Here is a 26219-nt window from a genome sequence, read left to right as displayed (position 1 = left end):
GAAGGGAGTAGGGATTGTGCCTCAGCTGTGCCTGCGACTGCGTGCCTGCAGCTCCTGAAGTGAGCTCACCTCGAATTCCATTCGGTTCCTGGCCCTGATGGCCCTGACCATGGCCAGCAGTCCGGAAGCCGTCGTCACATAGGGGACGGAGTGCTGGGCGGCCGCCGTACGGATCTCCCGGTCGTTGCCGCGGCTCACTCCGTGCGCCGCGAGACTGATGACGAAACTGATCTCGTTGTCGCGGATCCAGCCGACGGTCGGCTCCGGGGAGCCGGCCTCGACCACCCCGTCGGGGAGGAACCCGGCGACCGTCAGCAGCTCCGCGGTACCGGCCTCGGCGCTGATCTCGAAGCCGTAGCCCCTCAGCGTCCGCAGCGAGGGCAGCACCCGCGGAAGGTGTTCCAGGGCGGAGGAGACGTAGATCCGGCCCGAGAGCGGCGGGGGGAAACCGGCGGCCAGCTGGGCCTTGGCGAAGGCCACGTCGAAGCCGGAGCCGATGCCCATGACCTCTCCGGTGGACTTCATCTCGGGTCCCAGCAGGCTGTCCATGCCCTCGCCGCCGCGCGTACGGAAGCGGTGGAACGGCAGGACCACGTCCTTGACCGCGATGTGCGAGCCGGGCCGCCGGAAGCCCCCGTCCCCGGCCGCGGGCAGGATGCCCTCGGTACGGAGTTCGGCAACGGTGGCACCGAGCATGATCCGCGCGCCGGCCTTGGCCAGCGGGACTCCGGTCGCCTTGGAGACGAACGGCACCGTGCGACTGGCCCTCGGGTTGGCCTCCAGGACGTAGAAGATGCCGTCCTTGAGCGCGAACTGGATGTTCAGCAGGCCCTGTACGCCCAGCCCCGCCGCGATCACCTCGGTGTGGGCGCGGACCGTGTCGATGTCGGCCCGGCCCAGAGTGATCGGGGGCAGCGCGCAGGCCGAGTCACCGGAGTGGACCCCGGCCTCCTCGATGTGCTCCATCACGCCGCCGAGGTAGACCTCGCGCCCGTCGCACAGCGCGTCCACGTCGATCTCGATCGCGTCGAGCAGGAACTCGTCGATCAGGAGGGGGCGTTCGGGCGAGACCTCGGTGGCCTGCGCGACATAGGCGGCCAGCGCCTCCTCGTCGTGGACGATCTCCATCCCGCGCCCGCCGAGCACGTACGAGGGGCGGACCATGACCGGGTAGCCGATCCGGTCGGCGACGGTCCTGGCCTGCTCGAAGGAGACGGCCATGCCGTTGCGCGGCGCGGCCAGTCCGGCGGCGTCCAGCACCTCGGAGAAGGCGCCGCGGTCCTCGGCCAGGTGGATGGCGGCCGGTGAGGTGCCCGCGATGGGCAGTCCCGCCTCGGCCAGCCGCCTGGCGAGCTTGAGCGGTGTCTGGCCGCCCAGCTGCACGATGACCCCGGCCACGTCCCCGGTCTCGCACTCGGCCAGGTAGACCTCGAGGATGTTCTCGAAGGTCAGCGGCTCGAAGTAGAGCCGGTCGGAGGTGTCGTAGTCGGTGGAGACGGTCTCCGGGTTGCAGTTGACCATGACCGTCTCGTAGCCCACCGACCGCAGGCTCAGCGCCGCGTGGACGCAGGAGTAGTCGAACTCGATGCCCTGCCCGATGCGGTTGGGCCCGGAGCCGATGATGAGCACCTTGGGCAGCCGCTCGCTCCGCGGGACCACCTCCGACTCCGCCGCCGGGTCGGTCTCGTAGGCGGAGTAGTGGTACGGCGTGGTCGCGGCGAATTCGGCGGCGCAGGTGTCCACCGTCTTGTAGACCGGCCGGACACCCCACCGGTGACGCAGGGCGCGCACGGCGTCCTCGCCGCCCAGCTCGGGCCGGAGCTCGGCGATCTGGCGGTCGGAGAAGCCCGTCCTCTTGACCCGGCGCAGCAGGTCGGCGTCCAGGGCCCCGGCGTTCAGCAGCTCCTCGCGCAGCTCGACGAGGGCCAGGACCTGGTCGACGAACCAGGGGTCGATCCCCGAGGCCTCGTGCACCTGCGCGACCGTGGCGCCGAGCCGCAGCGCCCGCTCCACGGTGTACAGCCGCCCGTCGTGCGGGGTCCGCAGCGCCTCCAGGGCGGTGGCCGCGTCGGCGCCCTCGGGGTCGGGCACGGTCCAGAAGCCGGCCGCGGTGGACTCCATCGACCGGAGCGCCTTGCCCAGGGCCTCGCCGAAGTTGCGGCCGATCGCCATCGCCTCGCCGACGGACTTCATGGTGGTGGTCAGCGTCGCGTCGGCGGCGGGGAACTTCTCGAACGCGAACCGGGGAACCTTGACCACCACGTAGTCGAGGGTGGGTTCGAAGCTGGCCGGTGTCTCACCGGTGATGTCGTTGGGGATCTCGTCCAGGGTGTAGCCGATCGCCAGCTTGGCGGCGATCTTGGCGATCGGGAAGCCGGTCGCCTTCGAGGCCAGGGCGGAGGACCGTGACACCCGCGGGTTCATCTCGATGACCACGAGCCTGCCGGTGGCGGGGTGCACGGCGAACTGGATGTTGCAGCCGCCCGTGTCGACGCCGACCGCGCGCAGCACGTCGATGCCCACGTCGCGCATGTGCTGGTACTCGCGGTCGGTGAGGGTCATCGCCGGTGCCACCGTGACCGAGTCGCCGGTGTGCACGCCCATCGGGTCGACGTTCTCGATGGAACAGACCACCACGACGTTGTCGTTGCGGTCCCGCATGAGTTCGAGCTCGTACTCCTTCCAGCCGAGCACGCTCTCCTCGATCAGCACCTCGCCCAGCGGGCTCTGCACCAGTCCGTCCCCGGCCAGGGACTCCAGTTCCGCGGGGGTGTGCGCCATCCCGGAGCCCAGCCCGCCCATGGTGTAGGAGGGCCGGATCACCACCGGCAGCCCCAACTCCTCGACGGTGGAGCGCACTTCGTCCATCGTCCGGCAGACGGCGCTGCGCGGGGTCTCGGCCCCGACGGAGGCCACGATGTCCTTGAACCGCTGCCGGTCCTCACCGCGGGCGATGGCCTCGACGTCCGCGCCGATCAGCTCGACGCCGTACTTGTCCAGCACGTTCCGCTCGTGCAGTTCGACGACGCAGTTCAGCGCGGTCTGCCCGCCCAGGGTGGCGAGGATCGCGTCCGGGCGCTCCAGCGCGATGATCTTCTCGACGAACTCGGGTGTGATCGGCTCGATGTAGGTGGCGTCGGCGAACTCCGGGTCGGTCATGATCGTCGCCGGGTTGGAGTTCACCAGGCTGACCCGGATGCCCTCCTCGCGCAGCACCCGGCATGCCTGGGTGCCCGAATAGTCGAACTCGCACGCCTGCCCGATCACGATCGGTCCGGAACCGATCACCAGCACATGTTTGAGGTCCGTACGCTTCGGCATCAGCGGTCCCCGCTCATCAGGGTGGTGAACTGGTCGAAGAGGGAGGCCGCGTCGTGCGGACCGGCCGCGGCCTCGGGGTGGTACTGGACGGAGAAGGCCGGCACGTCCAGGCAGCGCAGGCCCTCCACGGCACCGTCGTTGGGGCAGTGGTGGGAGACCAGCGCCCGGCCGTAGGGGGTGTCGAAGTTCTCCCCGGCCTCGCCCTCCACGGCGAACCCGTGGTTCTGCGACGTGATCGACACCCGGCCGTCGGCCGCGTGGATGACCGGGATGTTGATGCCCCGGTGGCCGTAGCGCATCTTGTACGTCTCCCGGCCCAGCGCCCGTCCGAGGATCTGGTTGCCGAAGCAGATGCCGAAGAGCGGGATACGGCGCTCCAGCACGGCCCGGGTCAGGGCGACCGCCTCCGTCATGGCCGCCGGGTCGCCGGGGCCGTTGGACAGGAACACCCCGTCCGGCTCGGTCTCCAGGATCTGGTCGAGCGTGCTGGTCGGGGGCAGCACGTGCGTCTGAATGCCCCGGTCGGCCAGCATGCGCAGGGTGTTGGTCTTCACCCCGAGGTCCAGTGCGGCCACCCGGAAGCGACGGGTCCCCACCGCCTCGTGGACGTAGGGCCGCGCGGTGCCGACCTGGGCCGCGAGATGGGCGCCGGCCATCCGCGGAGCGGTCAGCACCTGTTCGGTCATGGAATCCGGGTCGGTCAGTGCCTCTCCCGAGAACACTCCGGCCCGCATCACTCCGGCCTCGCGAATATGCCGGGTCAGGGACCTGGTGTCGATCTCGGCGATCCCGACGACACCCTGGTGAATCAGCTCGTCGTCAAGCTCTCGCCGCGACCGCCAATTGGAGGCGATCCGGGAGGGGTCGCGCACCACATAACCGGCCACACTTATCCGGGCCGATTCACTGTCCTCGTCGTTCCACCCCGTGTTGCCGATCTGCGGGGAAGTCTGCACAACGATCTGACCGTGGTACGAAGGGTCTGTCAGCGTTTCCTGATATCCCGTCATTCCGGTCTGGAATACCACTTCCCCGAGGGAAGAACCAAGGGCCCCGAACTCCCTTCCCCAGAATAACTTCCCGTTCTCCAGTACCAGCGCAGCCCGCTTCTCGGACATGTTCATCGTTCCCTCCTCCTAGCCGTTGAACGGATTCGGTCCAGACGTGCGGACATGCAGTGGCCGCGTCCCGCGCGGGAACCACTGGGTATGACCGGGCGTTGGGAGGGTTCTGCTAGCAGACGCGCCCGGAGAATGCGCCGCCGGTGTTCCAGCCGACGTCGTCGGCCCACCGATGGGTGCCCGGAGCCGGAGAGGCCGGTCCGGCAACTGCTGCCGTGAGGGCGGGGGTTGCGGCTCGTGACAGGGGGAACGGGCGGGCGGCGGCCTCGCCCGGGAGGAATCCGGAACGGTGGAAGCTCATGACTATCCTGACTTCAGACAGGGGCAGCCGACGGAGGCCTGTCCCAAAGCGTATGAATGGTCCTTGGTGACACGACACGGGCCCCTTCGGCGCATTCCAGCGACCGCATTCCCCTTGACCGTCGATGCCACTGATGTCTTTTGACCGGAATTCATCTTCGCGCAGGGCCGTCCCGGAGTCCCGTCCGGCGCCGCGGCCTTGTCGGCCTGCGGCTCTCCACACCCTGAAGATGGCCGGCCCATGCCGTGAGGACCGCCTGCGGACAGCTCCGGGAAACTGTGGGCAGGGGTACGGCGGGCGGCTACGAGTGCTCGGCTACTGAGAACAGCGTCGTGAGGTGACATGGGGGCCGTGTGGCCGAATCACCCTGTCCACGCCGCAATCCGCACATTCCATCAGAGCTTCCCCCCACAGATGTATCCGGCCAACCCGCCAGTTGATTCTGGCCAACGCGTCGCCGTCCTGGCTCCATCTCCTAGGGAGTCTCCAGTACGGCATAGGTCGTAGGAAAGATCCGTGACGGTTCAGGTAATCGCATTGCTACTATTGGAAGCATCTTGCTTGGCGTACCGCGGGCAGCGACGGGCCGCCACCACGGTGCACGGAGTCTGGGGGCGACGGCGGATGACAAGCAGGTCGGGAGGGGCGGGCCCGGTCGCCGGGACGACGGCTGTCCAGGCCAGGACCGCCCACGTCGCGGACGACGACCCGGCCGAGCCCCGCAACTTGAAGGACATCGCGGAGAAGCTCGTCGAACTCTCACGGCGGATTCTGCAACAGGCGGACCACGACGACCGGGCCAGGTCCGCGACGCCCGCGCAGCCCGCCGCCCCCCTTCCGGCCTGGCCGGATGTGGTGGACCTGCACGGGGCGCCGGCGATCAACGCGGCCATACGCACCAGCCTGTCCTGCGCCGGATCGGAGATCCTGACGGCCCAGCCGGACGGCGCCCGCCCGAAGGAAGTCCTGGACGTGGCCCTGGAGTCGGTCCGCCTCAAGATCGACGACGGCGTCAGCATGCGGACGATCTATCAGCACTCGGCCCGCTTCGACGAGGCGACCAAGTCCTACGTGCGCGCGGTCACGGGCTACGGCGTCAAGGTCCGGACCCTGCCGGAGTTCTTCGACCGGCTGATCATCATCGACCGTGCCACCGCCTTCATCCCGGCCAACGCCGAACGCTCCATCGCCGCCGCGATCACGGAGCCGTCCGTGGTCCGCTTCCTCGTCGACGTCTTCGAGCGCTCCTGGGACCGCGCCGAGCCCTTCCCGTTCATCCCCAACTACGCCGCGCAGGCGGCGTCCGAGGTGATCACGCCGATCCGGGCGGCCATCCGGCAACTGCTGGCGGAGGGGCACTCGGACAAGGCGATCGCACGCCGGCTGGGCATCAGCGAACGATCGCTGCAGGCGCACATCGCCCACATCAAGAAGCGCCTCGGGGCGAAGAACCGCACCCACCTCGGCTACCTCCTCTGCCAGACCACCCACGGCACCGAGTGGCCGGGCGCGGAGCCCGGGGGCGGCGAGGAGCCGCCGGGAGAGGAGCCCTCCGAGCACCGTCGGGAGTTCCCCGAGCACCTTCGGGAGACTCCCGAAGGTAAGGGAACGGCAAAGAGGGGTCGTTCGTTACCCCGGACATGACCGCAATGACCCCCGGCTCGAACATTCCTCTCTCCGCCGCCCGCGTGGCGGTGGACGTCGCCGCCCCGGTGCGGCTCGACGTCTCGGGCCTGCTGCTCACCGCCGACGGCAAGGTGCGCTCCGACGACGACTTCATCTTCTACAACCAGCCCTCGGGCCCCGGTGTGACCTACCGCGCCGGCGGGGGCTCCGCACCCGACGCCATCGTGGTGGACACCACCGCGGTCCCGCCCGGCATCGAGAAGATCGTCGTCACCGCGAGCCCGGACGCCGCAGGACAGACCTTCCAGGGCATCGAGCCCACCGCCACCGTGCGCAACGCCGACGACGGCAGTGCGCTGGCCACCTTCACCCCGCCCCAGCTGGGCAGCGAGACGGCGCTCGTGGTCATCGAGATCTACCTGCGCAACGGCGCCTGGAAGGCCCGCGCGGTCGGCCAGGGTTATGCGAACGGGCTGGCCGGCATCGCCACGGACTTCGGCGTCTCGGTCGAGGAGCCGGCCGCCCCGCCGGTCCCGGCGGCAGCCGCCCCGGTGGCCCCGGCCGCCGCCCCGGTCGACCCGCGGATCGCACCGCCGGCCCCCGCCGCTCCCCCGGCGCCGCCCGCCGCCCCGCCCGCGGCCGCCGGGAAGATCAACCTCGACAAGGGCCGGGTCAGCCTCCAGAAGAACCAGACCGTCTCCCTGGTCAAGGGCGGCGCCCCGCTCCTCTCCCAGGTCAAGATGGGCCTGGGCTGGGAGCCCGCGTTCCGCGGCAAGGACATCGACCTGGACGCCTCGGTCATCGCCTACGGCCCCAACCGCAACCACCTGGACAGCTGCTACTTCGGCAAGCTCACCATCCTCAACGGGGCGATCAAGCACTCCGGCGACAACCTCACGGGCGAGGGCGCGGGCGACGACGAGGTGATCGTCGTGGACCTGGGCCGGATCCCGGCCGAGGCGACGGGCCTGGTCTTCACGGTGAACTCGTTCACCGGCCAGAAGTTCAACGAGGTCGCCAAGGCCTACTGCCGGCTGATCGACGCGCGCACCGACGAGGAGCTGGTCCGCTTCGACCTGACCGGCGCGGAGCCGCAGACCGGCGTCATCATGGCCAAGCTCATCAAGCAGTTCACCGGTGAGTGGGAGATGACGGCCATGGGCGAGTTCGTGAAGTCACGGACCGTACGGGGCATGGTGAAGCCCGCGGCCAAGTCCCTCTGAGCCCTCCGGGCCCGGTGGAGCCGGGCCGCAACGGCATCCGGGGCACCTGAAGTGGTTCAGGTGCCCCGGATCCGGAGAAGACGGACGCTGCTCGTGCTCGTGCGGTATCTCAGAGCTTGGTCAGCTTGGAGTACGGGCTCAGGATCCTCCCCTGTCGCCCCGAGAAGTCGATGAGGACTGCGTCGTTGTCGCCCTCGACAGCAAGGATTCTGCCGAGCCCGAACTGGTCGTGCGACACCCTGTCGCCCACATCGAAGCATTCGACCGGTGGGGCCTCCTGGGCCGGGCGGTTGAAGGGACTGGAAGGCAGGTGACGCCGGGATCCGGCTGACTGTTTCATTAAGTCGAGTATGCGCCCTGTGAAGGCCCGACGCCATGCCCGTCTGCCGCCCGGACCCCAGACGTGCCGGATTCGTGACCCGCGCCCACCAGGGCCGGTCAGCGCTTACACCCGCCTCCAGCAGCGGAACCACGCGGAACACGGCGCCGGAAAGCCCCCCGAACGTGTGGCGGTTCCCACCTCCGGACGGGGCGCGGCCGCCCCGGTGTCCGGCCAGGTCCCCGGTGCGGACGGGCCCCGCGTCCTGCCGGGTCCCCGGTCTGGACGGGCCCTGCGCCCGAAACGTTCCGGCGTGGCACCGTCACGGTAGGCGTACGAGACCTGCTCGTCGGTGACCGCGATCACCCGGCCGTACGCAGCCCCGGTGGCGCTCCACCGCCCACCCTGACCTCGGACCTCAGGGCCCGGCGCCCGCCCACGCGAAGGAACTGCGCGGGGCGGGGACGGGCATCGCACAGCAGCAGGCACGTCGACCGCCGACATCTGCTGGGTAAGAGCAGCACTCCGTCTGGGAGCTGTGCTCCTCAGTCCTTGGCGCGCGACCGGGCCTTGAACGCGGCCTTGCGGGCCTCCTTCGCCGCCTTCTTGTCGCTGTGCAGGCGGCCCATGGCCTCCAGCACATCGGCGGTGGCCGGGTGGTCGACCCGCCAGACCTCGTCGAAGAAGCCGCTGTGCTGCGCGGAGAGCCCTTCGACCAGGCCCTGGAGCTCGTCGAGCTCGCCGTCCGCGTCCAGCTGGGCGGCGATCGTGTCGATGGCCAGCCAGAAGATCATCGCCTCCGGCGGGGCCGGGACGTCGGCCGCACCGCGCTCCGCGAGCCAGACCCGGGCCAGGCCGCCGAGCTCCTGGTCGCCGAGGACCGCGCGTACGGCGGGTTCGGCCTCCGCACCGGCCAGGGCGAGCGCCTGCTGGCAGTGGAGGCGGCGCAGCGGCGCGCCCTCGTCCGTGCCGCGTGCCGCCGCCAGCAGCTCGGCGGCGGCCGGGACCGCCCCTTCGGCCCCGCGCCCCGCGAGCCAGAGCTGGATCTCGGCGCGGGCGGCGGCCTCCGGGTAGTGCGCGATGCCGTCGAGGAGCGCGTCGGCGCCCTTGTCGGCGAGGTCACCGACGGCGGGGGCGTCCACCCCGGCCTCCAGCATCCGGGCCCGGATGCCGTAGAGGCCGAGCGGCGTGAGCTTGACCATCCCGTAGCGGGTGACGTCCTCCTCGTCGGCCCCGGTGGCGGAGGCGTCCGCCGCGTCGCCGTCCTCGACCATCAACGCCTCGTCCACCGGCTGGTATTCGACGATCCCGATGGGTTCGAGGAGCCGGAACTGGTCGTCGAGGCGCATCATCGCCTCGGACACCTGCTCCAGGATGTCGTCGGTGGGCTCACCCATGTCGTCGGGGACGATCATCGACGCGGCGAGGGCGGGCAGCGGCACCGGCCCGTCGCCGGCGCCGTTGTCGGCGAGGGTGAGCAGGTAGAGGTTGCCGAGGACCCCGTCGAGGAACTCGGCCTCCGCCTCCGGGTCCCAGTCCAGGGCGTCGAAGTCGATCGAGCCGTCGTCACCGACGAGGTCCGCGAAGTCGTCCAGGACGGGCGCGGTGGCGTCGGCGTGCACGGCGTCGAGGCCGTCGAGCCAGATCCCGAGGATGTCCTGCGGGGAGCCCGTGGTGAGCAGCGCCAGGTTCTCGCCCGCGGTGACGGTGCCCTCGTCCTCGCCCACCGAGCCGTCGGAGCCCGCCGAGCCCCCCGGACCCTCGTAGCCACCCGAACCGTCGTAACCGTCCGAGCCGTCCGCCGGCTCGCCCTTCTCGGGGTCCGTGACGTCGAGGAGCCCGGTGTCCACGGCGAGCCGCCAGGCCTCGCTGGCGTACGCGGCACCGTCCTCGTCGGCGGTGAGGCCGAGGTGTTCGGCGGCGGCGGGCAGCTGCGCCTCCACCAGCTCGCCGCCGGCGCCGACCCGCGCGTCGGGCCCCGCCCAGCGGGCGAGCCGGACGGCGCGGACGAACAGCGGCGCGGCGAGCGCGTCCCGCGCCAGTTCGGCCTCGGAGTGCAGCCGCACCGGCGGCAGGATGGGGCGCTCTGCGGACATCGGGGGTTCTCCTCGGTGCGTGCTCGGGGGCGTACGGAGTGCGTACGCGGTTCAGCCGCCCAAGCCTAGACGTAATTCGCCGCCCGCCATCCGGTTCGGGCCACCGCCCACCGCCCTTCACCGAGGACGTGCCGCCAACTCCGCAGAGGCGCAGGGGGATCGCCGCACACCGCCCCCACGCGTCACCCGGCCCGCATGCTGAGGGCGGGTGTGTAACGGTTCACGCCCCCACCGGTCATGCCCGGGTACTTCTGGACGCGTTCCCACAGCGGGGACGGGGAGCCGATCCCCTCACCGGGTGCGGCGAGCGCCGCGATGTGGTGCTCGGCGCTCTCCCACTCGGCGTAGTTGAGGACCCGGGTGCCGTCGGTGCTGACGTGGAAGTGCGCGGCGACGGCGCCCGCCGGCGGGTGGGCGTCGTCGGCGAGCGCCTCGAACACGCCGTCCACCCAGTCCCGTTGCCGGGCCGGGTCGGGGCCGGCGAACTCCACGTCGACGATCACGACGCAGCCGGGCACCCGGGTGTCGCCCTCGGGCTGGAGCCCGGAGCGGTACAGCTCGTACGTGTGGAGCCCCAGGCGTTCGACACCGGGCACGGCGGCGTCGATGTCGGCGTTGCGGGCGTCACGGCCCTCCCGGACGAAGTCCTGGTAGGCCTGCTCGCCGGTCCACTGGGAGTAGTGCAGCAGGGTCGCCCCGTCCTCGCCCGTGTAGACGCTGTACGAGAGCAGCCCGGGGTGCGGCCACTCCCGGCTCCCCCACGCCTCCCTGATGGCGTCGACGGCCTGCCGTTGCCGCTCCGGCGTACCGACGTCCCAGGTGCTGGCCTTGGCGATCCCCGCGTCGTTGCGGGCCGGGTCCGGGCGGTCGGTGAACTGCACGGTCATGGTGGCGCTCCTCTCTCCCGCGCACCGGTCGGTGCGCCGTCACCACCACCGTCACACCTCGAGCCCGCTTGAGGTCAAGGGCGGTCCCGGGAGGTCACTCGGGCAGTTCGGCCCGCCAGGCCGTCATGTTCAGCTCGTCCATGTACCGGATGTCGTGGCCCTCCAGCGGGTGGACCCGCGCCCCGGCGTCGGGGGCGGCGGCCAGCTCCAGGGCATCGGCCATGATCAGCTCGCCGCCCTCCTGCGTGGAGACCCAGGCGAGGACCGAGCGCACGGTGGCGCCCGGCTTCAGGAGGACCGGCTCGGGGCCGTGGTCGCGGCCGAAGAACGAGCCGGCCGGGTTGACCTTCACCGGGAGCCGCTCACCGTTCTCGCCGAGCGCCTGGACCGAGGGGTATCCGTCGACCCGGTAGGGCTTCGAGCCGCAGTTGGTCAGGGTCAGGACGACCGCGCGGCGCATCATGTCGGTCTGCACCTGCCCCATGGTCACCACGGCCCCGGAGGCGGGGCAGTCCTCGGTGGGGTCCGGCGTGGGGGTGGGGGACGGTTCCGGGGCCTGGGCCGGCACGTCGGCGACCGGGGGCGGGGTGGTGGGGTGGGCCCCGGGGCCTGGCGTCGACGCGGACGGGGTGGGGCCGGGTTCGCCCTCGCCGGCCGGGACGAGGAAACCCGCGCAGCCGGTCAGCGCCGTGGCGGCCACCGCCGTGAGCAGGACCGCCGCCGAGGCCCGCCTCCGGCTCCGCACCCGGCCCCGCACCCGCTCACCCATGCCGCCCACCCCTCGTCGCGACCGCCCGGCCGCCCGTCATCCGTCACGCGGCCTGTCGTCCGCGTGTTCGATCATGTCAGGGGCGGGCACCTCCAGGGCACTGTTCAGCATCTCTTCCCGGTCCGGAGAAGCAGATCTAAGTGGACCTTCATGGTCGCCGGGGCCGACACTGCGGGCATGACTGCCACCGCACCCGCCCCTTTCGGCCGCGCGCTCTGCGCCATGATCACGCCGTTCACCGCCACCGGAGCGCTGGACCTCGACGCCGCGCGCGCCCATGCCGCGCATCTGGTGGCCGAGGGCTGCGACGGGCTGGTGCTCAGCGGCACCACCGGCGAGTCGCCCACCACATCGGACGCGGAGAAGTCGGAGCTGCTGCGGGCGGTCCGCGCGGAGGTCGGTGACGGGGTGCCGCTGCTCTCCGGTGTCGGCAGCGCGGACACCGCGCACGCGGTGCGCCTCGCGCGGGAGGCCGAAGAGGCGGGCGCGGACGGGCTGTTGGTGGTTCCGCCGTACTACAGCCGCCCGCCGCAGGCCGCCGTGGAGACGTACTTCCTGCGGGTCGCCGAGGCCACCGGCGTACCGCTGATGCTGTACGACATCCCCGGCCGCACCGGCGTCCGGATCGAGCCGGAGACCCTGCTGCGGCTCGCGGAGCACCCGCGTGTCGTCGCGGTGAAGGACTGCGCGTACGACCTGCTCGGCTCGACGAAGGTGATGGCGCACAGCTCCCTGGCGTACTACTCGGGGTGCGAGGAGCTGAACCTTGCGCTGTACGCGCTGGGCGGCGCGGGCTACGTCAGCACCGTCGCCAACGTGGCCCCGCGCCGGATGCGGGCGCCGCTGGACGCGTTCGACGCGGGGCGCACCGACGAGGCGGCCCGGCTCAACGGGCTGACCGTCCGCCTCGTCGAGCTGATGATGGCGGGCGGCCTGCCCGGCACCGTGACCGTGAAGGCCCTGCTGGAGGCGGGCCCGGTCCGCGAACCGCTGCAGCCCGCCGGCCGCGAGGCGGTCGACGGGCTGCGGGCGGCGTACGAGGAACTCCTCGCGGCCTGACGAAGGACCGGCGGGTCAGTTGTGGGCGTGCAGGACGTCGTTCAGCCCGCCCCACACCGCGTTGTTCGGGCGGGCCTCGACGGTGCCGGTGACCGAGTTGCGGCGGAAGAGGATGTTGGAGGCGCCGGAGAGTTCGCGGGCCTTGACGACCTGGCCGTCCGGCAGCGTGACGCGGGTGCCGGCCGTGACGTACAGCCCGGCCTCCACGACGCACTCGTCGCCGAGCGCGATCCCGACGCCGGCCTCCGCGCCGACCAGGCAGCGCTCGCCGATGACGATGCGGACGTTGCCGCCGCCGGAGAGGGTGCCCATGGTGGAGGCGCCGCCGCCGATGTCGGAGCCGTCACCGACGACGACCCCGGCGGAGATACGGCCCTCGACCATGGAGGTGCCCAGCGTGCCCGCGTTGAAGTTGACGAAGCCCTCGTGCATGACGGTGGTCCCGGCGGCGAGGTGCGCGCCGAGCCGCACCCGGTCGGCGTCGGCGATGCGTACGCCCTTGGGGGCGACGTAGTCCGTCATCCGCGGGAACTTGTCGACCGAGGTGACCTGGAGGTGCAGCCCCTCGGCACGGGCGTTGAGGCGGACCCGCTCCAGGTCGTCGACGGCGACCGGGCCGAGCGAGGTCCAGGCGACGTTGGCCAGCAGGCCGAAGACGCCGTCGAGGTTCTGGCCGTGCGGCCGGACGAGCCGGTGCGAGAGCAGGTGCAGGCGCAGGTACGCGTCGTGCGCGTCGAGCGGCTTGTCCTCCAGCGAGGAGATGACCGTGGAGACGGCGACGACCTCGACCCCGCGCCGGGCGTCCACGCCGATGGCCTTGGCCGCGCCCTCACCGAGGCGGTTGACCGCCTCGTCCGGGGTGAGCCGCTGCGTACCGGCCGGGCCGGGCTCGGCGCTCAGCTCGGGGGCGGGGAACCAGGTGTCGAGGACGGTGCCGTCACCGGCGACGGTGGCGAGGCCGGCGGCGACGGCGCTGGTGGTACGGGAAGAGGCCTGAGAAGTCGTGTCGGTCATGGACAGAAACCTAACCGGCCGGGGCCCGGCCGGGCGAACCGGTCTCAGCTTCCGGCCCCGCCGCGGACCGGTCCAGCGCCCGGCCCCCGCCGCGAGCCCGGTCCCGGCGTCCGGCCCCCGCCGCGGGCGTCCGCGCGGCCCTGGAGACTGGTCCACGGGTCACTCGCCCCACGGACCGCCGCCCGGCGCGGTCTCACGCCTCTCGGGCCCGGCCCTCCACGACCCGGGCCAGCATCTCGCGGGTGTACCCGGCGTCGAAGGCGGAGCCGGTCAGCAGCACCTGGAGGCAGACGCCGTCCATCAGCGCGACGAGGGCCCGCGCGGTGGCCAGGTCGGTGCGCGTGGACAGCACCTCGACCGCGGCTTCGGTCCACTCGGCGGCGACCGGGCGCAGGACCGGGCGGCGCAGGGCCGCCAGGTACAGCTCGTACTCCAGCTCGATCGCGCCCCGCTCGCCCGCGAACCACTCCCCCAGCACCCGGGTCAGCTCATCGGCGAGCCCGGCCCCCCGGCCACCGCCGGCGCCCGGCGCGTCCTCGGCGCCCTGCCGGTCACCCCCGGCGCCCGGCCCGTCCCCGGCGGGCGGCACGGCGAAGGCCTCGCTGTCGCGCAGCGCCTGGGCGAAGTTCTCGTTGGACCGGCGCAGGGCGGCCGTCAGCAGCTCGTCCAGCGAGCCGAAGTGGTACGTGGTCGAGCCGAGCGGCACGTCGGCCTCCGCGGCCACCGTGCGGTGGCTGAGCCCGGCTATCCCGTCGGCAGCTATCACCCGCAACGCGGCGTCGATGATCCGCGTCCGCCGCTCGGGGTCGTACCGGCGGGCCATCAGTGCGCCCCTCCCAGGTTGAGCACGACGACCCCGGCGACGATCAGGGCCACCCCCGCGATCTTGACGAGGCTGCTCGACTCCCCCATGAACAGGATGCCGATGAGGGCCACGGCCGCCGTGCCGACACCGGCCCAGATCGCGTACGCGGTGCCCATGGAGAGCGTCTTGAGGGTCTGCGCGAGCAGGGTGAAGGCGATGAGGTACCCCACCGCCGTACCGATCGAGGGCCAGAGCCGGGTGAAGCCGTCGCTGTACTTCATGGCCGTCGTCCCGGCCACCTCCGCCGCGATCGCCGCGGCCAGCAGTCCGTATGCGTATCCCATGTGGACGACTGTACGCATCGTTGCGTACGGCTGTACACATCATCGGCCCACGACGGGGGCGCTACGGTGGCCCGACCGATGACACGGCCCGGCAGCACGGGCCGACGGGGCTGGAGCGGAGACACGGGTGGCGCAGGACGCAGGGTGGAGCGGTGGCCCGCAAGGGGGCGCGCCCCACGGTGGGGGACCCTTCCACGGGGGAGCGCAGGGACCGGGTGGCTGGAACAGCGGATGGGCGGCGCCGCCCAAGCCGGGGGTGATACCCCTGGCGCCGCTGCGGGTCTCGGACATGCTCAGCGGCGCCTTCTCGACGATCGGCGGCTACTGGAAGCCGCTCATCGGACTGGCCCTGGCGCTCTTCGGCGCGGCGACGGCCGTCATGGGCGTCGGGGTGGCCATCGCCTTCTCCACCGTGGCGGCCAACTGGGACGACCTGACCGGGCCCGGCGACCCGGACATGGCACAACTGGTCCCGATGGCCATCGCGTTCGGCGTCCTCATGGTCATCGGCGTCGTCACCTACCTGCTGGCGTCGGCCGTCGTCCAGGCGGCGATCCCGGTGGTCCTCCAGGAGGCCGTCCTGGGCCGCCCGATCGGCTTCGGCACCGTCTGGAGCCGGGCGTGGTCACGGGTCTGGTCCGTGATCGGCACGGTATGCCTGATGGGGCTGATCCTCGTCGTCCCCATCCTGCTCATCACGGCCGCCATCGTCGCGGTCATGGTGTACGCCACCACGCTGGACGACACGGACGGCGTGCTGGTGGTAGCCATGTTCGGCCTCTTCGGCTGGCTGGTGATCGCGCCGCTGGCGGCCTGGCTCTGGGTGAAGTTCTCCCTCGCCCCCACGATCGTGGTCTTCGAGGGCCAGCGCCCGGTCGCGGCGCTGCGCCGCTCGTCCCAGCTCGTGCGGGGCAGCTGGTGGCGGGTCTTCGGCATCACCCTGCTCGCCTTCGGGCTGGCGTCCGTGGTCGGCTACATGATCCAGATGCCGATCCAGGCGCTCGGCTCGCTCCCCGGCACGATGGATCCCTTCAGCTCGGGGACCGAACCGAGCGGCGAGGAGCTCCTCGTCCTGCTCGGCGGCTTCATGGTGCTGTCCATGATCAGCGGGCTGGCGAGCCAGCTCTTCTCGTCGGTCTTCCCGCCGCTGGTGGTCGGACTGCTCTACGTGGACCTGCGGATGCGCAACGAGAACCTGGCCCCGGTCCTGGCGGAGGCGGCGGCCCGGACCCTGCCGGAGCAGTACGGGCCGCCGCCGGCCGGCCCCGCGTAGAGCGGCCTCAGTCGGTCAGGGTCCGCTTCAGTCGGTCAGGGTCCGCTTCGGGCGCAGCACGCAGAACTCGTTGCCCTCGGGGTCGGCCAGCACCACCCAGGTGGCGTCCGGCCCCTGTCCGACGTCCAGCCGCCGGGCGCCGAGCGCGATGATCCGCTCGACCTCGGCGTCCTGGTCGTCGGGGGTCAGGTCGATGTGCAGCCGGTTCTTGACGGTCTTGCCCTCCGGCACGGGGAGGAAGCACATGCCGGGAAAGGCGGTCTCGTCGGCGCCGATGACGATCTCCTCCTCGTCCTCGAAGAGGACCTGCCAGTCCAGCACCGCACTCCAGAAGCGGGCCAGGAGCGGCAGGTCGTGGGCGTCGACGGCGAGGTGGAACAAGCGAACGGCCATGCGAGACAGTGTGCCCGGCGGATGCGCCGCCCGCACACCGGGGGAACGTGAGACGGCCGTGCCCGCCAGCAGGACTGGCGGGCACGGCCGTTCGCGTCGTACGGGAAGCGCGGGATCAGACGTTGAAGCCGAGCGCGCGCAGCTGCTCGCGCCCGTCGTCCGTGATCTTGTCCGGGCCCCACGGCGGCATCCAGACCCAGTTGATCCGGAGTTCGTTGACGATGCCGTCCGTGGCGGACTTCGCCTGGTCCTCGATGACATCGGTCAGCGGGCAGGCCGCGGACGTCAGGGTCATGTCGAGGGTGGCGATGTTGGCGTCGTCGACGTGGATGCCGTAGATCAGGCCCAGGTTGACGACGTCGATGCCCAGCTCGGGGTCGACGACGTCGTACAGCGCCTCGCGGACCTCCTCCTCGGAGGCCGGCTTCATGGTCGCGGTCTCGTTCTCGCTCATGCGGTCTTCCCTTCGGACAGCGCCTTGGCCGTCGCGTCCTTCCACGCCATCCAGCTCAGCAGCGCGCACTTGACCCGGGCGGGGTACTTGGAGACGCCGGCGAACGCGACGGCGTCCTCCAGCACCTCCTCCATCGCGTCGTCCGGCTCCAGCTGGCCCTTGGACTGCATCAGCTCCAGGAAGGCCGCCTGGATCTTCTGCGCCTGGGGCAGCTCCTTGCCGACGAGCAGCTCGTTCAGCACGGAGGCGCTGGCCTGGCTGATGGAGCAGCCCTGGCCCTCGTAGCTCACGTCGGCGATGGTCTCGCCGTCGTACTTCACCCGGAGCGTGATCTCGTCGCCGCACGTCGGATTGACATGGTGCACCTCGGCGTCGCCGTCCCGCAGGCCGCGCCCGTGGGGGTGCTTGTAGTGGTCCAGGATCACTTCCTGGTACATGGAATCAAGCTTCACCAGTCAACCCTCAGCCGAAGAAGTTCCGGACGTGCTCCAGCCCGTCCACCAGTGCGTCGACCTCGGCGGGCGTGGAGTACAGATAGAACGACGCTCGCGTCGTCGCGGGAATTCCGTACCGCAGGCAGACCGGGCGGGCGCAGTGGTGGCCGACCCGGACGCAGATACCCAGCTCGTCGAGGACCTGGCCCACGTCGTGCGGGTGGATGTCGCCGAGCGTGAAGGAGATCGTCGCCCCGCGGTCCTCGGCCGTCGCCGGACCGATGATGCGCAGGTCCGGGACCTCCAGGAGGCGCTTCACCGCGTACTCGGTGATCGCCTTCTCGTGCTGGTGGATGTTCTCCATGCCGATCGCCGAGAGGTAGTCCACGGCCGCGCCGAGGCCGACGGCCTGGGCGATCGGGGGCGTACCCGCCTCGAACTTGTGCGGCGCCGGGGCGTAGGTCGACGAGTGCATCGACACGGTCTCGATCATCTCGCCGCCGCCGAGGAACGGCGGCAGGTCCTCCAGGAGCTCCTGCCGCCCCCAGAGCACACCGATGCCGGTCGGGCCGACCATCTTGTGGCCGGTGAAGGCCACGAAGTCGGCCTGGAGCGCCTGCACGTCGAGCACCATGTGCGGGGCCGCCTGCGAGGCGTCGATGCAGACCAGCGCGCCGACCTGCTGGGCGCGGCGGATGATCTGCTCGACCGGGTTGATGGTGCCCAGGATGTTGGAGACCAGCGTGAAGGAGACGATCTTCGTCTTCTCGGTGATGATCTCGTCGATGTTCGACAGGTCGAGCCGGCCGTCGTCGGTGATGCCGAACCACTTCAGCTTCGCGCCGGTGCGCTGCGAGAGCAGCTGCCACGGCACGATGTTGGAGTGGTGCTCCATCTCCGTGGTGACGATCTCGGTGTCGCGGTCCACCCGGTAGGGCTCGTCCGCCCAGCCGAGCATGTTGGCCACGAGGTTGAGCGCCTCCGAGGCGTTCTTGGTGAAGATCACCTCGTTGCGGCTGGGTGCGTTGATGAAGGCCGCGACCTTGTCACGGGCGCCTTCGTACAGCGCGGTGGCCTCCTCGGCGATCGTGTAGACGCCGCGGTGCACGTTCGCGTTGTGGCGCTCGTAGTACGTGTTGAGCGCGTCGAGGACCTGGCGCGGCTTCTGCGAGGTCGCCGCGGAGTCCAGGTAGAGGATCTTCTTGCCGTCGTGGACCGTGCGGTCCAGGATCGGGAAGTCCTTGCGGATCGCCTCGGTGTCGAGGAGGCCGGTGAGCCCCTGTCGGGCGTCAGTCACGCGGAAGCGCCACCCTTCGTGTATGCCTCGTAGCCCTCGTTCTCCAGCTTGTCGGCCAGCTCGGCGCCGCCCGAGGCGGCGATCCGGCCGTTGGCGAACACGTGCACGAAATCGGGCTGGATGTACTTCAGGATGCGCGTGTAGTGCGTGATCAGCAGGGTGCCGACCTCGCCGCTCGCACGGACCCTGTTGACGCCCTCGGAGACGGTCTTGAGCGCGTCGACGTCCAGGCCGGAGTCGGTCTCGTCCAGGACGGCGATCTTCGGCTTGAGCAGCTCCAGCTGAAGGATCTCGTGGCGCTTCTTCTCACCGCCGGAGAAGCCCTCGTTGACGTTGCGCTCGGCGAAGGACGGGTCCATCTGGAGCCCGGCCATCGTCTCCTTGACCTCCTTGACCCACGTACGCAGCTTGGGCGCCTCGCCGCGGACGGCGGTGGCGGAGGTGCGCAGGAAGTTGGAGACCGAGACTCCGGGGATCTCGACCGGGTACTGCATGGCGAGGAAGAGGCCGGCGCGGGCGCGCTCGTCGACGGACATCTCCAGGACGTCCTCGCCGTCCAGGGTGACCGTGCCACCGGTGATCGTGTACTTGGGGTGACCCGCGAGCGAGTACGCGAGGGTGGACTTGCCGGACCCGTTGGGGCCCATGATGGCGTGGGTCTCGCCCTGCTTCACGGTCAGGTCGACGCCCTTGAGGATCTCCTTCGTGGCGTTGTCGGCCTCGACGGAAACGTGCAGGTCGCGGATTTCAAGCGTTGCCATGGGTGACTCAGGACTCCTGGGTGACGGAGACGAGCACATCGTCCCCTTCGATCTTTACGGGGTATACGGGGACGGGGCGCGTCGCGGGAAGACCGGACGGTTTGCCGGTGCGGAGGTCGAACGACGATCCGTGCAGCCAGCACTCGATCGCGCAGTCCTCCACCTCGCCCTCCGAGAGCGACACGTTCGCGTGCGAGCAGATGTCGTTGATCGCGAACACCTCGCCCTCGGTGCGGACGACGGAGACCGGTGTGCCGTCGAGCTCGACCCGTTTCGGGGTGTCGTCCTCCAGCTCACTGAGCGCGCACGCCTTGACGAACGCCATCAGACGGACGCCTTCAGCTCGGTCTCGATCTTGTCGAGCAGACGTGCTTCCACGTCCGGCAGGCCGATCTGCTGGACCAGCTCGGCGAAGAAGCCGCGCACGACCAGGCGGCGGGCCTCCTCGGCCGGGATGCCGCGGGACTGGAGGTAGAAGAGCTGCTCGTCGTCGAAGCGGCCGGTCGCCGAGGCGTGGCCGGCGCCGACGATCTCGCCGGTCTCGATCTCCAGGTTGGGTACGGAGTCGACCCGGGCGCCGTCGGTGAGGACGAGGTTCCGGTTCATCTCGTAGGTGTCGGTGCCCTCGGCCGCGGCCTGGATGAGGACGTCCCCGATCCAGACGGCGTGGGCGCCGTCGCCCTGGAGCGCGCCCTTGTACACCGCGTTGGACTTGCAGTGCGGGGTGTTGTGGTCGACCAGGAGGCGGTGCTCCTGGTGCTGGCCCTTGTCGGTGAAGTACAGACCGAAGAGCTCCGCCTCGCCGCCGGGGGCCGCGTAGGCGACCCGCGGGTGCAGGCGGACCAGGTCGCCGCCGAAGGTGACGACGATCGACTTGAAGGAGGCGTCCCGGCCGACCAGCGCGTTGTGCTGGCCGACGTGGACGGCCGTGTCGTCCCAGTCCTGGACGGAGACGACGGTCAGCTTGGCGCCGTCGCCCAGGACGTAGTCGATGTTGGCGGCGAGCACGGCGTCACCGGTGTGGTCGATGACGACGACGGCCTCGGCGAAGGCCCCGAGCTCGATGAGCTGGTGGCCGTAGGCGGTGCCGCCCTCGCCGTGCACGGTGATCCGGACGGGCTCGGTGAGCACGGCCTCCTTGGCGACCGTGACGACCGAGGCCTGCTCGAAGGAGGAGTACGCCTGGGCGGCGACCCGGTCCACCGGCGTACCGGCCTTGCCGAGCCGCGCGTCGTCGCGGCCGACGGTCTCGACGGTGACGCCCTCGGGCGCCTCGATCGCGACCTTCACGGCGCCGCCGGCGGCGACCGCGGTGCCGTCGTGCAGCCCGCGCAGCCGCTCCAGCGGGGTGAAGCGCCACTCCTCCTCGCGACCGTGCGGGACGGGGAAGTCCGCGACGTCGAAGGACGGGGGTGCGCTCATGCGCGTGGCGACGGTCGACTCGGCGGCCACCGCGATGGAGCCGGCGGTGGTGGAGCCCACCGGAGTGTTCTGAGCCTCAGCCATGGCTGTCGTAGTGCTCGCTTTCTCAGTCAAGAAGTAAGGGTGATCCGGTTGGGGCGGGGACGGCCGCGCGCGGCCGTCCCGGTGGACCTCCGAGGAGGTCCTAGCCGACCGAACCCTCCATCTGCAGCTCGATCAGCCGGTTGAGCTCCAGGGCGTACTCCATGGGCAGCTCCTTCGCGATCGGCTCGACGAAGCCGCGCACGATCATCGCCATGGCCTCGAACTCGGTGAGGCCGCGGCTCATGAGGTAGAAGAGCTGGTCCTCGGAGACCTTGGAGACGGTCGCCTCGTGGCCCATCGACACGTCGTCCTCGCGGACGTCGACGTACGGGTAGGTGTCCGAGCGCGAGATCGTGTCGACGAGCAGGGCGTCGCAGAGCACGTTGGACTTCGCGCCCGGCGCGCCCTCGCCGATCTCGATCAGACCGCGGTAGGAGGTGCGGCCGCCGCCTCGCGCCACCGACTTGGAGACGATGTTGGAGGAGGTGTTCGGCGCCATGTGGACCATCTTGGCCCCGGCGTCCTGGTGCTGGCCCTCGCCCGCGAAGGCGATGGAGAGGGTCTCGCCCTTGGCGTGCTCGCCCATCAGGTAGATGGCCGGGTACTTCATGGTCACCTTGGAGCCGATGTTGCCGTCGACCCACTCCATGGTCGCGCCCTCGTAGGCCACGGCCCGCTTGGTGACCAGGTTGTAGACGTTGTTCGACCAGTTCTGGATGGTCGTGTAGCGGCAGCGGCCGCCCTTCTTCACGATGATCTCGACCACGGCGCTGTGCAGCGAGTCCGAGGAGTAGATCGGGGCGGTACAGCCTTCGACGTAGTGGACGTAGGCGTCCTCGTCGACGATGATCAGCGTCCGCTCGAACTGGCCCATGTTCTCCGTGTTGATACGGAAGTAGGCCTGGAGCGGGATCTCGACGTGGACACCCTTGGGCACGTAGATGAACGAGCCACCGGACCACACGGCCGAGTTCAGCGAGGCGAACTTGTTGTCACCGACGGGGATGACGGTGCCGAAGTACTCCTTGAAGAGCTCCGGGTGCTCCTTCAGCGCGGTGTCGGTGTCCATGAAGATGACACCCTGCGCCTCCAGCTCCTCGTTGATCTGGTGGTAGACGACCTCGGACTCGTACTGCGCGGCGACACCGGCGACGAGGCGCTGCTTCTCCGCCTCGGGGATGCCGAGCTTGTCGTACGTGTTCTTGATGTCCTCGGGCAGCTCCTCCCAGGAGGCCGCCTGCTTCTCCGTGGAGCGCACGAAGTACTTGATGTTGTCGAAGTCGATGCCCGACAGGTCCGAGCCCCAGTTGGGCATGGGCTTCTTGCCAAAGAGCTTGAGGCCCTTGAGCCGCAGCTTCAGCATCCACTCGGGCTCGTTCTTCTTCTCCGAGATGTCGCGGACGACAGCCTCGGACAGGCCGCGCTTCGCCGCCGCGCCTGCCGCGTCGGAGTCGGCCCAGCCGAATTCGTACGTACCCAGACCCTCGAGCTCAGGGTGGGCAGTCTCCGTGGGGAGCGTCATGCGGGGTTCCTCCCGGCCGTGCTTGCAGATGCTGAATGGGTGGTCTGTGAGGGTGGAGCGTGGCCGCTGCGTGGCACGTAGGTCGTGCACACGCCGTCGCCGTGGGCGAGGGTGGCCAGACGCTGCACATGGGTCCCGAGGAGGCTGGAGAAGAATTCCGTCTCCGCCTCGCACAGCTGTGGGAACTGCTCGGCGACATGCGCCACCGGGCAGTGGTGCTGGCACAGCTGCTCGCCCTGCTGCGGGCCCGGCGCGCTTCGCGCCGTAGCAGCGTACCCGTCGGCGCTCAGGGCCCTGGCGAGGGCCTCCGTGCGCTTCTCGGGCTCCGCGGCCTCGACCGCGGCGCGGTACGTCTCGCCCATCGCCGCCATCCGGGCACGGGCGAAGGCGGTGACCGCCTCGTCCCCGCCGGACTCGGCGATGAAGCGCAGGGCCTCCGCGGCCAGCTTGTCGTAGGACTGGTCGAAGGCGTCCCGGCCGCAGTCGGTCAGGGCGAACACCTTGGCGGGCCTGCCGCGGGTCCGCGCCCCGTAGACCCGCTGTTCACGGGCTTCGACGACATCGTCGGAGACGAGGGCGTCCAGATGCCGCCGGACGGCGGCCTGGGTGAGGCCGACGCGCTTGGCAAGGTCGGCGGCGGTGGACGGACCGTGGTCCAGGATGGAGCGCGCGACCCGGTTGCGCGTCGAGCGCTCACCGGTCGCGAGTTCCTCCTGAGGAGTCCCACCGTCGTATTTCACAACACCATTGTTGCGTAATTCATTCGGCCATGACAACCACGGTCCGGAACGATCTACGGTGTGGTTCGTCACTTAGGGTTACCTAATCTGGCCCCGGCAGAGGGGATGTCCGACCCCCTGCCTAGACTTACGCGCCATGGAGAACGAGCCCGTCGTACAGGTCAGGGGCCTGGTGAAGCGGTACGGCGCCAGGACCGCGGTGGACGGCCTCGATCTGGCGGTCGCCTCGGGCGCGGTGACGGCCGTACTCGGCCCGAACGGCGCCGGGAAGACCACCACCGTCGAGACCTGCGAGGGCTACCGCCGCCCCGACGCCGGCACCGTACGAGTCCTGGGGCTCGACCCGGTCGCCGACGCGGAGCGGCTGCGCCCCCGGATCGGGGTGATGCTCCAGTCCGGCGGCGTCTACTCCGGGGCCCGCGCGGACGAGATGCTCCGCCACATGGCGAAGCTGCACGCCCACCCGCTGGACGTGGACGCCCTGATCGAGCGCCTGGGCCTGGCCGGCTGCGGCCGCACCACCTACCGGCGGCTCTCCGGCGGCCAGCAGCAGCGCCTCGCCCTGGCCCTCGCGGTCGTCGGCCGGCCCGAGCTGGTCTTCCTGGACGAGCCGACCGCGGGGCTCGACCCGCAGGCCCGCCGCTCCACCTGGGAGCTGGTGCGCGAGCTGCGCGCCGACGGGGTCTCCGTGGTGCTGACCACCCACTTCATGGACGAGGCCGAGGCGCTCGCCGACGACGTCGCGATCATCGACGCGGGCCGGGTCATCGCCCAGGGCTCCCCGGAGCGGCTCTGCCGGGGCGGCGCCGAGAACACCCTGCGCTTCACCGGGCGCCCCGGGCTCGACCTCGGCTCGCTCGCCAAGGCGCTGCCCGACGGCACCGAGGCCGCCGAGCCGTTGCCGGGCACGTACCGCGTCACCGGGACCATCGACCCGCAGCTGCTGGCCACCGTCACCTCCTGGTGCGCCCAGCACGGTGTGATGCCCGAGGGCATCTCGGTGGAGCGGCACACCCTGGAGGACGTCTTCCTCGAACTGACCGGCAAGGAGCTGCGCGCATGAGCGCCGGTACGTACACCCCGCGCCCCGGCGCCGCCCCGCTCCCCCGGATGATCGCCGCGCAGACCGCGCTGGAGACCCGGATGCTGCTGCGCAACGGCGAGCAGCTGCTCCTCACGGTGATCATCCCGACGCTGCTGCTGGTGCTGTTCAGCGCGGTCGACATCGTCGACACCGGCTCGGGCGCGTCGGTCGACTTCCTGGCCCCGGGCGTCCTCGCGCTGGCCGTGATGTCGACGGCCTTCACCGGCCAGGCCATCGCCACCGGCTTCGAGCGCCGCTACGGGGTCCTCAAGCGGCTCGGGGCCTCCCCGCTGCCGCGCTGGGCACTGATGACGGCCAAGACGCTGTCGGTGCTGGTCACCGAGGTGCTCCAGATCGTGCTGCTGACGGCCATCGCCTTCGCGCTCGGCTGGTCGCCGCAGGGCAACCCGTTCACCGTGCTGCTGCTCCTGGTGCTGGGGACCGCCGCGTTCTCCGGGCTCGGGCTGCTGATGGCCGGGACGCTGAAGGCGGAGGCGACGCTGGCCGCCGCCAACCTGGTCTTCCTGCTGCTGCTGGTCGGCGGCGGGGTGATCGTGCCGCTGGACAAGTTCCCGGACGCGGTGCAGTCGGTGCTCGGGCTGCTGCCCATCTCGGCGCTCTCCGAGGGGCTGCGGGACGTGCTCCAGCACGGCGTGCCGCTGCCGTGGACCCAGGTCGCGATCCTGGCGGTGTGGGCGGTGCTGGGGCTGGGCGCGGCGGCGAAGTTCTTCCGCTGGGAGTAGGGCCGTTCGGGGCACGCTCCCGGACGTTCGCGGGCAAGCGGGTACGAACCCACCCCTCGTGAAAACGTGCACAAGCCTCGTCCTACGATGGTCCGCGTGGAAACCCCCATCTCTGCCATCGCCAAGCGCTGGACGCCGTCCACCCAGGTGGTGAAGCGTGCCGCGCTCTCCGCCGTCCTGATGAGCGTCTTCATCATCGTGACCGGCGGCGCCGTCCGGCTGACCGGTTCGGGCCTCGGCTGCGACACCTGGCCCAAGTGCACCGACGACAGCCTCTTCGCCACGCCCGAGCAGGGTCTGCACGGCGCGATCGAGTTCGGCAACCGGATGCTGACGTACGTCCTGTCGGCGGCCGTCGGCTGGACGATCGTGGCGACCCGCTCCGCCGAGCCGCGCCGCCGCAAGGTGACCCGGCTGGCCTGGTCGCAGTTCTGGATCGTGCTGGGGAACGCCGTCCTCGGCGGCATCACCGTCTGGGCGGGGCTGAACCCGTGGACGGTGGCCGGGCACTTCCTGCTCGCCAACGCGCTGCTCGCGGTCACCGTGATCACCTGGGTCCGGATCGGCGAGGGCGACGGCCCGCCGCGCCCCCGCGCCCCGCTGCCGGTACGCCGCCTCTCCTGGGCGATCCTGGCGACCACCGTGGTCCTGATCGTGCTCGGCACCACGGTGACCGGTTCCGGCAAGCACGCGGGCGACAGCAGCGACGTACCGCGCATGCCGTGGGACTGGTCGGCCGCCGCCCATGTGCACGCCGTCGCCGCCTGGGTCGTCTGCGCCCTGGCCATCGCGATGTGGCTGGCCCTGCGGGTGGTCGACGCCCCCGCCGACACCCGGGCCCGCGCCCGCGACCTGCTGGTCGTGCTGCTCGCCCAGGGCGCGATCGGGTACGTGCAGTACTTCAGCGACGTCCCCGAGATCCTGGTCGGCATCCACATGTTCGGCTCGGCCGTCATGTGGATCGCCGTGATCCGCCTCGTGATGAGCATGCGCGAGCGCGGCGACGACGGAGCCGCCCCGCTGCCGGGCCCGTCCGCCGAGCAGCAGCCGGCGTCGGCGCCGCAGGCGGTCTGAGAAGGCGTACGTACGACGAAGGGGCGGCGGGCAGGTGCCCGCCGCCCCTTCGT

Annotated in this window: 25 protein-coding genes; 7 read left to right on the top strand and 18 right to left on the bottom strand. The window is 70.9% G+C overall.

What is annotated here, in order from left to right; translation table 11 throughout:
• Positions 1-21 precede the first annotated feature (21 nt).
• Both carB and carA read right to left on the bottom strand, forming a co-directional pair.
• On the bottom strand, positions 22-3321 hold the full coding sequence (gene carB, locus AB0917_RS19590) for a carbamoyl-phosphate synthase large subunit (protein WP_366820854.1): 3300 nt from the start codon (positions 3319-3321) through the stop codon (positions 22-24).
• Positions 3321-4445, bottom strand: a complete 1125-nt coding sequence (gene carA, locus AB0917_RS19585) for a glutamine-hydrolyzing carbamoyl-phosphate synthase small subunit (protein WP_366820853.1) — start codon at positions 4443-4445, stop codon at positions 3321-3323. The genes carB and carA overlap by 1 nt, the downstream gene beginning before the upstream one ends.
• Positions 4446-5367: 922 nt before the next feature.
• Here carA and AB0917_RS19580 point away from each other — a divergent pair.
• Together AB0917_RS19580 and AB0917_RS19575 are read left to right on the top strand one after the other, a co-directional pair.
• Entirely contained in the window at positions 5368-6387 is a 1020-nt protein-coding gene (locus AB0917_RS19580) for a LuxR C-terminal-related transcriptional regulator (RefSeq protein WP_366820852.1), read from the top strand.
• Complete coding sequence (locus AB0917_RS19575) at positions 6384-7592, top strand: TerD family protein (protein WP_366820851.1); 1209 nt, start codon at positions 6384-6386, stop codon at positions 7590-7592. The genes AB0917_RS19580 and AB0917_RS19575 overlap by 4 nt, the downstream gene beginning before the upstream one ends.
• 109 nt (positions 7593-7701) lie before the next feature.
• Here AB0917_RS19575 and AB0917_RS19570 read toward each other — a convergent pair whose 3' ends face one another.
• The 4 genes from AB0917_RS19570 to AB0917_RS19555 form a co-directional block, all read right to left on the bottom strand.
• Positions 7702-7932 carry a hypothetical protein gene (locus AB0917_RS19570; RefSeq protein WP_003969918.1) on the bottom strand — a complete coding sequence of 77 codons (231 nt, stop codon included), beginning with the start codon at positions 7930-7932 and terminating at the stop codon, positions 7702-7704.
• 524 nt (positions 7933-8456) lie between these two features.
• Complete coding sequence (locus tag AB0917_RS19565; RefSeq protein WP_366820850.1) at positions 8457-10007, bottom strand: hypothetical protein; 1551 nt, start codon at positions 10005-10007, stop codon at positions 8457-8459.
• Positions 10008-10189: 182 nt separating this feature from the next.
• A complete protein-coding gene (locus AB0917_RS19560; protein ID WP_366820849.1) occupies positions 10190-10894 on the bottom strand; it encodes an antibiotic biosynthesis monooxygenase in 705 nt (234 codons plus the stop codon).
• 94 nt (positions 10895-10988) lie between these two features.
• Complete coding sequence (locus tag AB0917_RS19555; RefSeq protein WP_366820848.1) at positions 10989-11663, bottom strand: DUF4232 domain-containing protein; 675 nt, start codon at positions 11661-11663, stop codon at positions 10989-10991.
• A gap of 177 nt (positions 11664-11840) precedes the next feature.
• Between AB0917_RS19555 and dapA the strand changes: the two genes are divergently transcribed.
• Positions 11841-12722 (top strand): 4-hydroxy-tetrahydrodipicolinate synthase, encoded by an 882-nt coding sequence (gene dapA, locus AB0917_RS19550; protein ID WP_366820847.1) that lies wholly within the window; start codon positions 11841-11843, stop codon positions 12720-12722.
• 15 nt (positions 12723-12737) lie between these two features.
• Here dapA and dapD read toward each other — a convergent pair whose 3' ends face one another.
• The 3 genes from dapD to AB0917_RS19535 all read right to left on the bottom strand — a co-directional run bounded on the left by dapD (position 12738) and on the right by AB0917_RS19535 (position 14885).
• Positions 12738-13736 carry a 2,3,4,5-tetrahydropyridine-2,6-dicarboxylate N-succinyltransferase gene (gene dapD / locus AB0917_RS19545; RefSeq protein ID WP_366820846.1) on the bottom strand — a complete coding sequence of 333 codons (999 nt, stop codon included), beginning with the start codon at positions 13734-13736 and terminating at the stop codon, positions 12738-12740.
• Between the two features lie 193 nt (positions 13737-13929).
• On the bottom strand, positions 13930-14559 hold the full coding sequence (locus AB0917_RS19540; protein ID WP_366820845.1) for a TetR family transcriptional regulator: 630 nt from the start codon (positions 14557-14559) through the stop codon (positions 13930-13932).
• Complete coding sequence (locus AB0917_RS19535; RefSeq protein ID WP_366820844.1) at positions 14559-14885, bottom strand: multidrug efflux SMR transporter; 327 nt, start codon at positions 14883-14885, stop codon at positions 14559-14561. Before AB0917_RS19535 ends, AB0917_RS19540 begins: the two co-directional genes overlap by 1 nt.
• Before the next feature lie 289 nt (positions 14886-15174).
• Here AB0917_RS19535 and AB0917_RS19530 point away from each other — a divergent pair, with 289 nt between their 5' ends.
• The gene (locus tag AB0917_RS19530; RefSeq protein ID WP_366820843.1) at positions 15175-16158 is read left to right on the top strand and encodes a hypothetical protein; all 984 of its coding nucleotides are present in this window, start codon (positions 15175-15177) and stop codon (positions 16156-16158) included.
• 27 nt (positions 16159-16185) lie between these two features.
• Here AB0917_RS19530 and AB0917_RS19525 read toward each other — a convergent pair whose 3' ends face one another.
• The 9 genes from AB0917_RS19525 to AB0917_RS19485 all read right to left on the bottom strand — a co-directional run bounded on the left by AB0917_RS19525 (position 16186) and on the right by AB0917_RS19485 (position 23265).
• Positions 16186-16551: a VOC family protein gene (locus tag AB0917_RS19525; RefSeq protein ID WP_366820842.1), complete on the bottom strand. Its 366-nt coding sequence runs from the start codon at positions 16549-16551 to the stop codon at positions 16186-16188.
• A 115-nt stretch (positions 16552-16666) separates the two neighbouring features.
• Entirely contained in the window at positions 16667-17005 is a 339-nt protein-coding gene (locus AB0917_RS19520) for a metal-sulfur cluster assembly factor (protein WP_015607822.1), read from the bottom strand.
• Complete coding sequence (gene sufU, locus AB0917_RS19515; RefSeq protein WP_366820841.1) at positions 17002-17457, bottom strand: Fe-S cluster assembly sulfur transfer protein SufU; 456 nt, start codon at positions 17455-17457, stop codon at positions 17002-17004. The genes AB0917_RS19520 and sufU overlap by 4 nt, the downstream gene beginning before the upstream one ends.
• A gap of 10 nt (positions 17458-17467) precedes the next feature.
• On the bottom strand, positions 17468-18736 hold the full coding sequence (locus tag AB0917_RS19510; RefSeq protein ID WP_366820840.1) for a cysteine desulfurase: 1269 nt from the start codon (positions 18734-18736) through the stop codon (positions 17468-17470).
• The gene (sufC, locus tag AB0917_RS19505; protein ID WP_366820839.1) at positions 18733-19497 is read right to left on the bottom strand and encodes a Fe-S cluster assembly ATPase SufC; all 765 of its coding nucleotides are present in this window, start codon (positions 19495-19497) and stop codon (positions 18733-18735) included. The genes AB0917_RS19510 and sufC overlap by 4 nt, the downstream gene beginning before the upstream one ends.
• 7 nt (positions 19498-19504) lie before the next feature.
• Entirely contained in the window at positions 19505-19822 is a 318-nt protein-coding gene (locus tag AB0917_RS19500; RefSeq protein WP_014156911.1) for a bifunctional 3-phenylpropionate/cinnamic acid dioxygenase ferredoxin subunit, read from the bottom strand.
• The gene (sufD, locus tag AB0917_RS19495) at positions 19822-21003 is read right to left on the bottom strand and encodes a Fe-S cluster assembly protein SufD (protein ID WP_366820838.1); all 1182 of its coding nucleotides are present in this window, start codon (positions 21001-21003) and stop codon (positions 19822-19824) included. Before sufD ends, AB0917_RS19500 begins: the two co-directional genes overlap by 1 nt.
• A gap of 100 nt (positions 21004-21103) precedes the next feature.
• Positions 21104-22525, bottom strand: a complete 1422-nt coding sequence (sufB, locus tag AB0917_RS19490) for a Fe-S cluster assembly protein SufB (RefSeq protein ID WP_030568051.1) — start codon at positions 22523-22525, stop codon at positions 21104-21106.
• Positions 22522-23265, bottom strand: a complete 744-nt coding sequence (locus tag AB0917_RS19485) for a metalloregulator ArsR/SmtB family transcription factor (RefSeq protein WP_366820837.1) — start codon at positions 23263-23265, stop codon at positions 22522-22524. Before AB0917_RS19485 ends, sufB begins: the two co-directional genes overlap by 4 nt.
• Positions 23266-23401: 136 nt before the next feature.
• Between AB0917_RS19485 and AB0917_RS19480 the strand changes: the two genes are divergently transcribed.
• From AB0917_RS19480 to AB0917_RS19470, 3 genes are all read left to right on the top strand, one after another.
• Entirely contained in the window at positions 23402-24328 is a 927-nt protein-coding gene (locus AB0917_RS19480) for an ABC transporter ATP-binding protein (protein ID WP_366820836.1), read from the top strand.
• Positions 24325-25092, top strand: a complete 768-nt coding sequence (locus tag AB0917_RS19475; RefSeq protein ID WP_366820835.1) for an ABC transporter permease — start codon at positions 24325-24327, stop codon at positions 25090-25092. Before AB0917_RS19480 ends, AB0917_RS19475 begins: the two co-directional genes overlap by 4 nt.
• An 87-nt stretch (positions 25093-25179) precedes the next feature.
• Positions 25180-26166: a COX15/CtaA family protein gene (locus AB0917_RS19470; RefSeq protein ID WP_366820834.1), complete on the top strand. Its 987-nt coding sequence runs from the start codon at positions 25180-25182 to the stop codon at positions 26164-26166.
• Positions 26167-26219: the final 53 nt, after the last annotated feature.

This window comes from Streptomyces sp. NPDC007346 (genome assembly GCF_040703535.1).
GTDB lineage: Bacteria > Actinomycetota > Actinomycetes > Streptomycetales > Streptomycetaceae > Streptomyces.
This window is presented reverse-complemented; position numbering and strand designations above follow the sequence as displayed.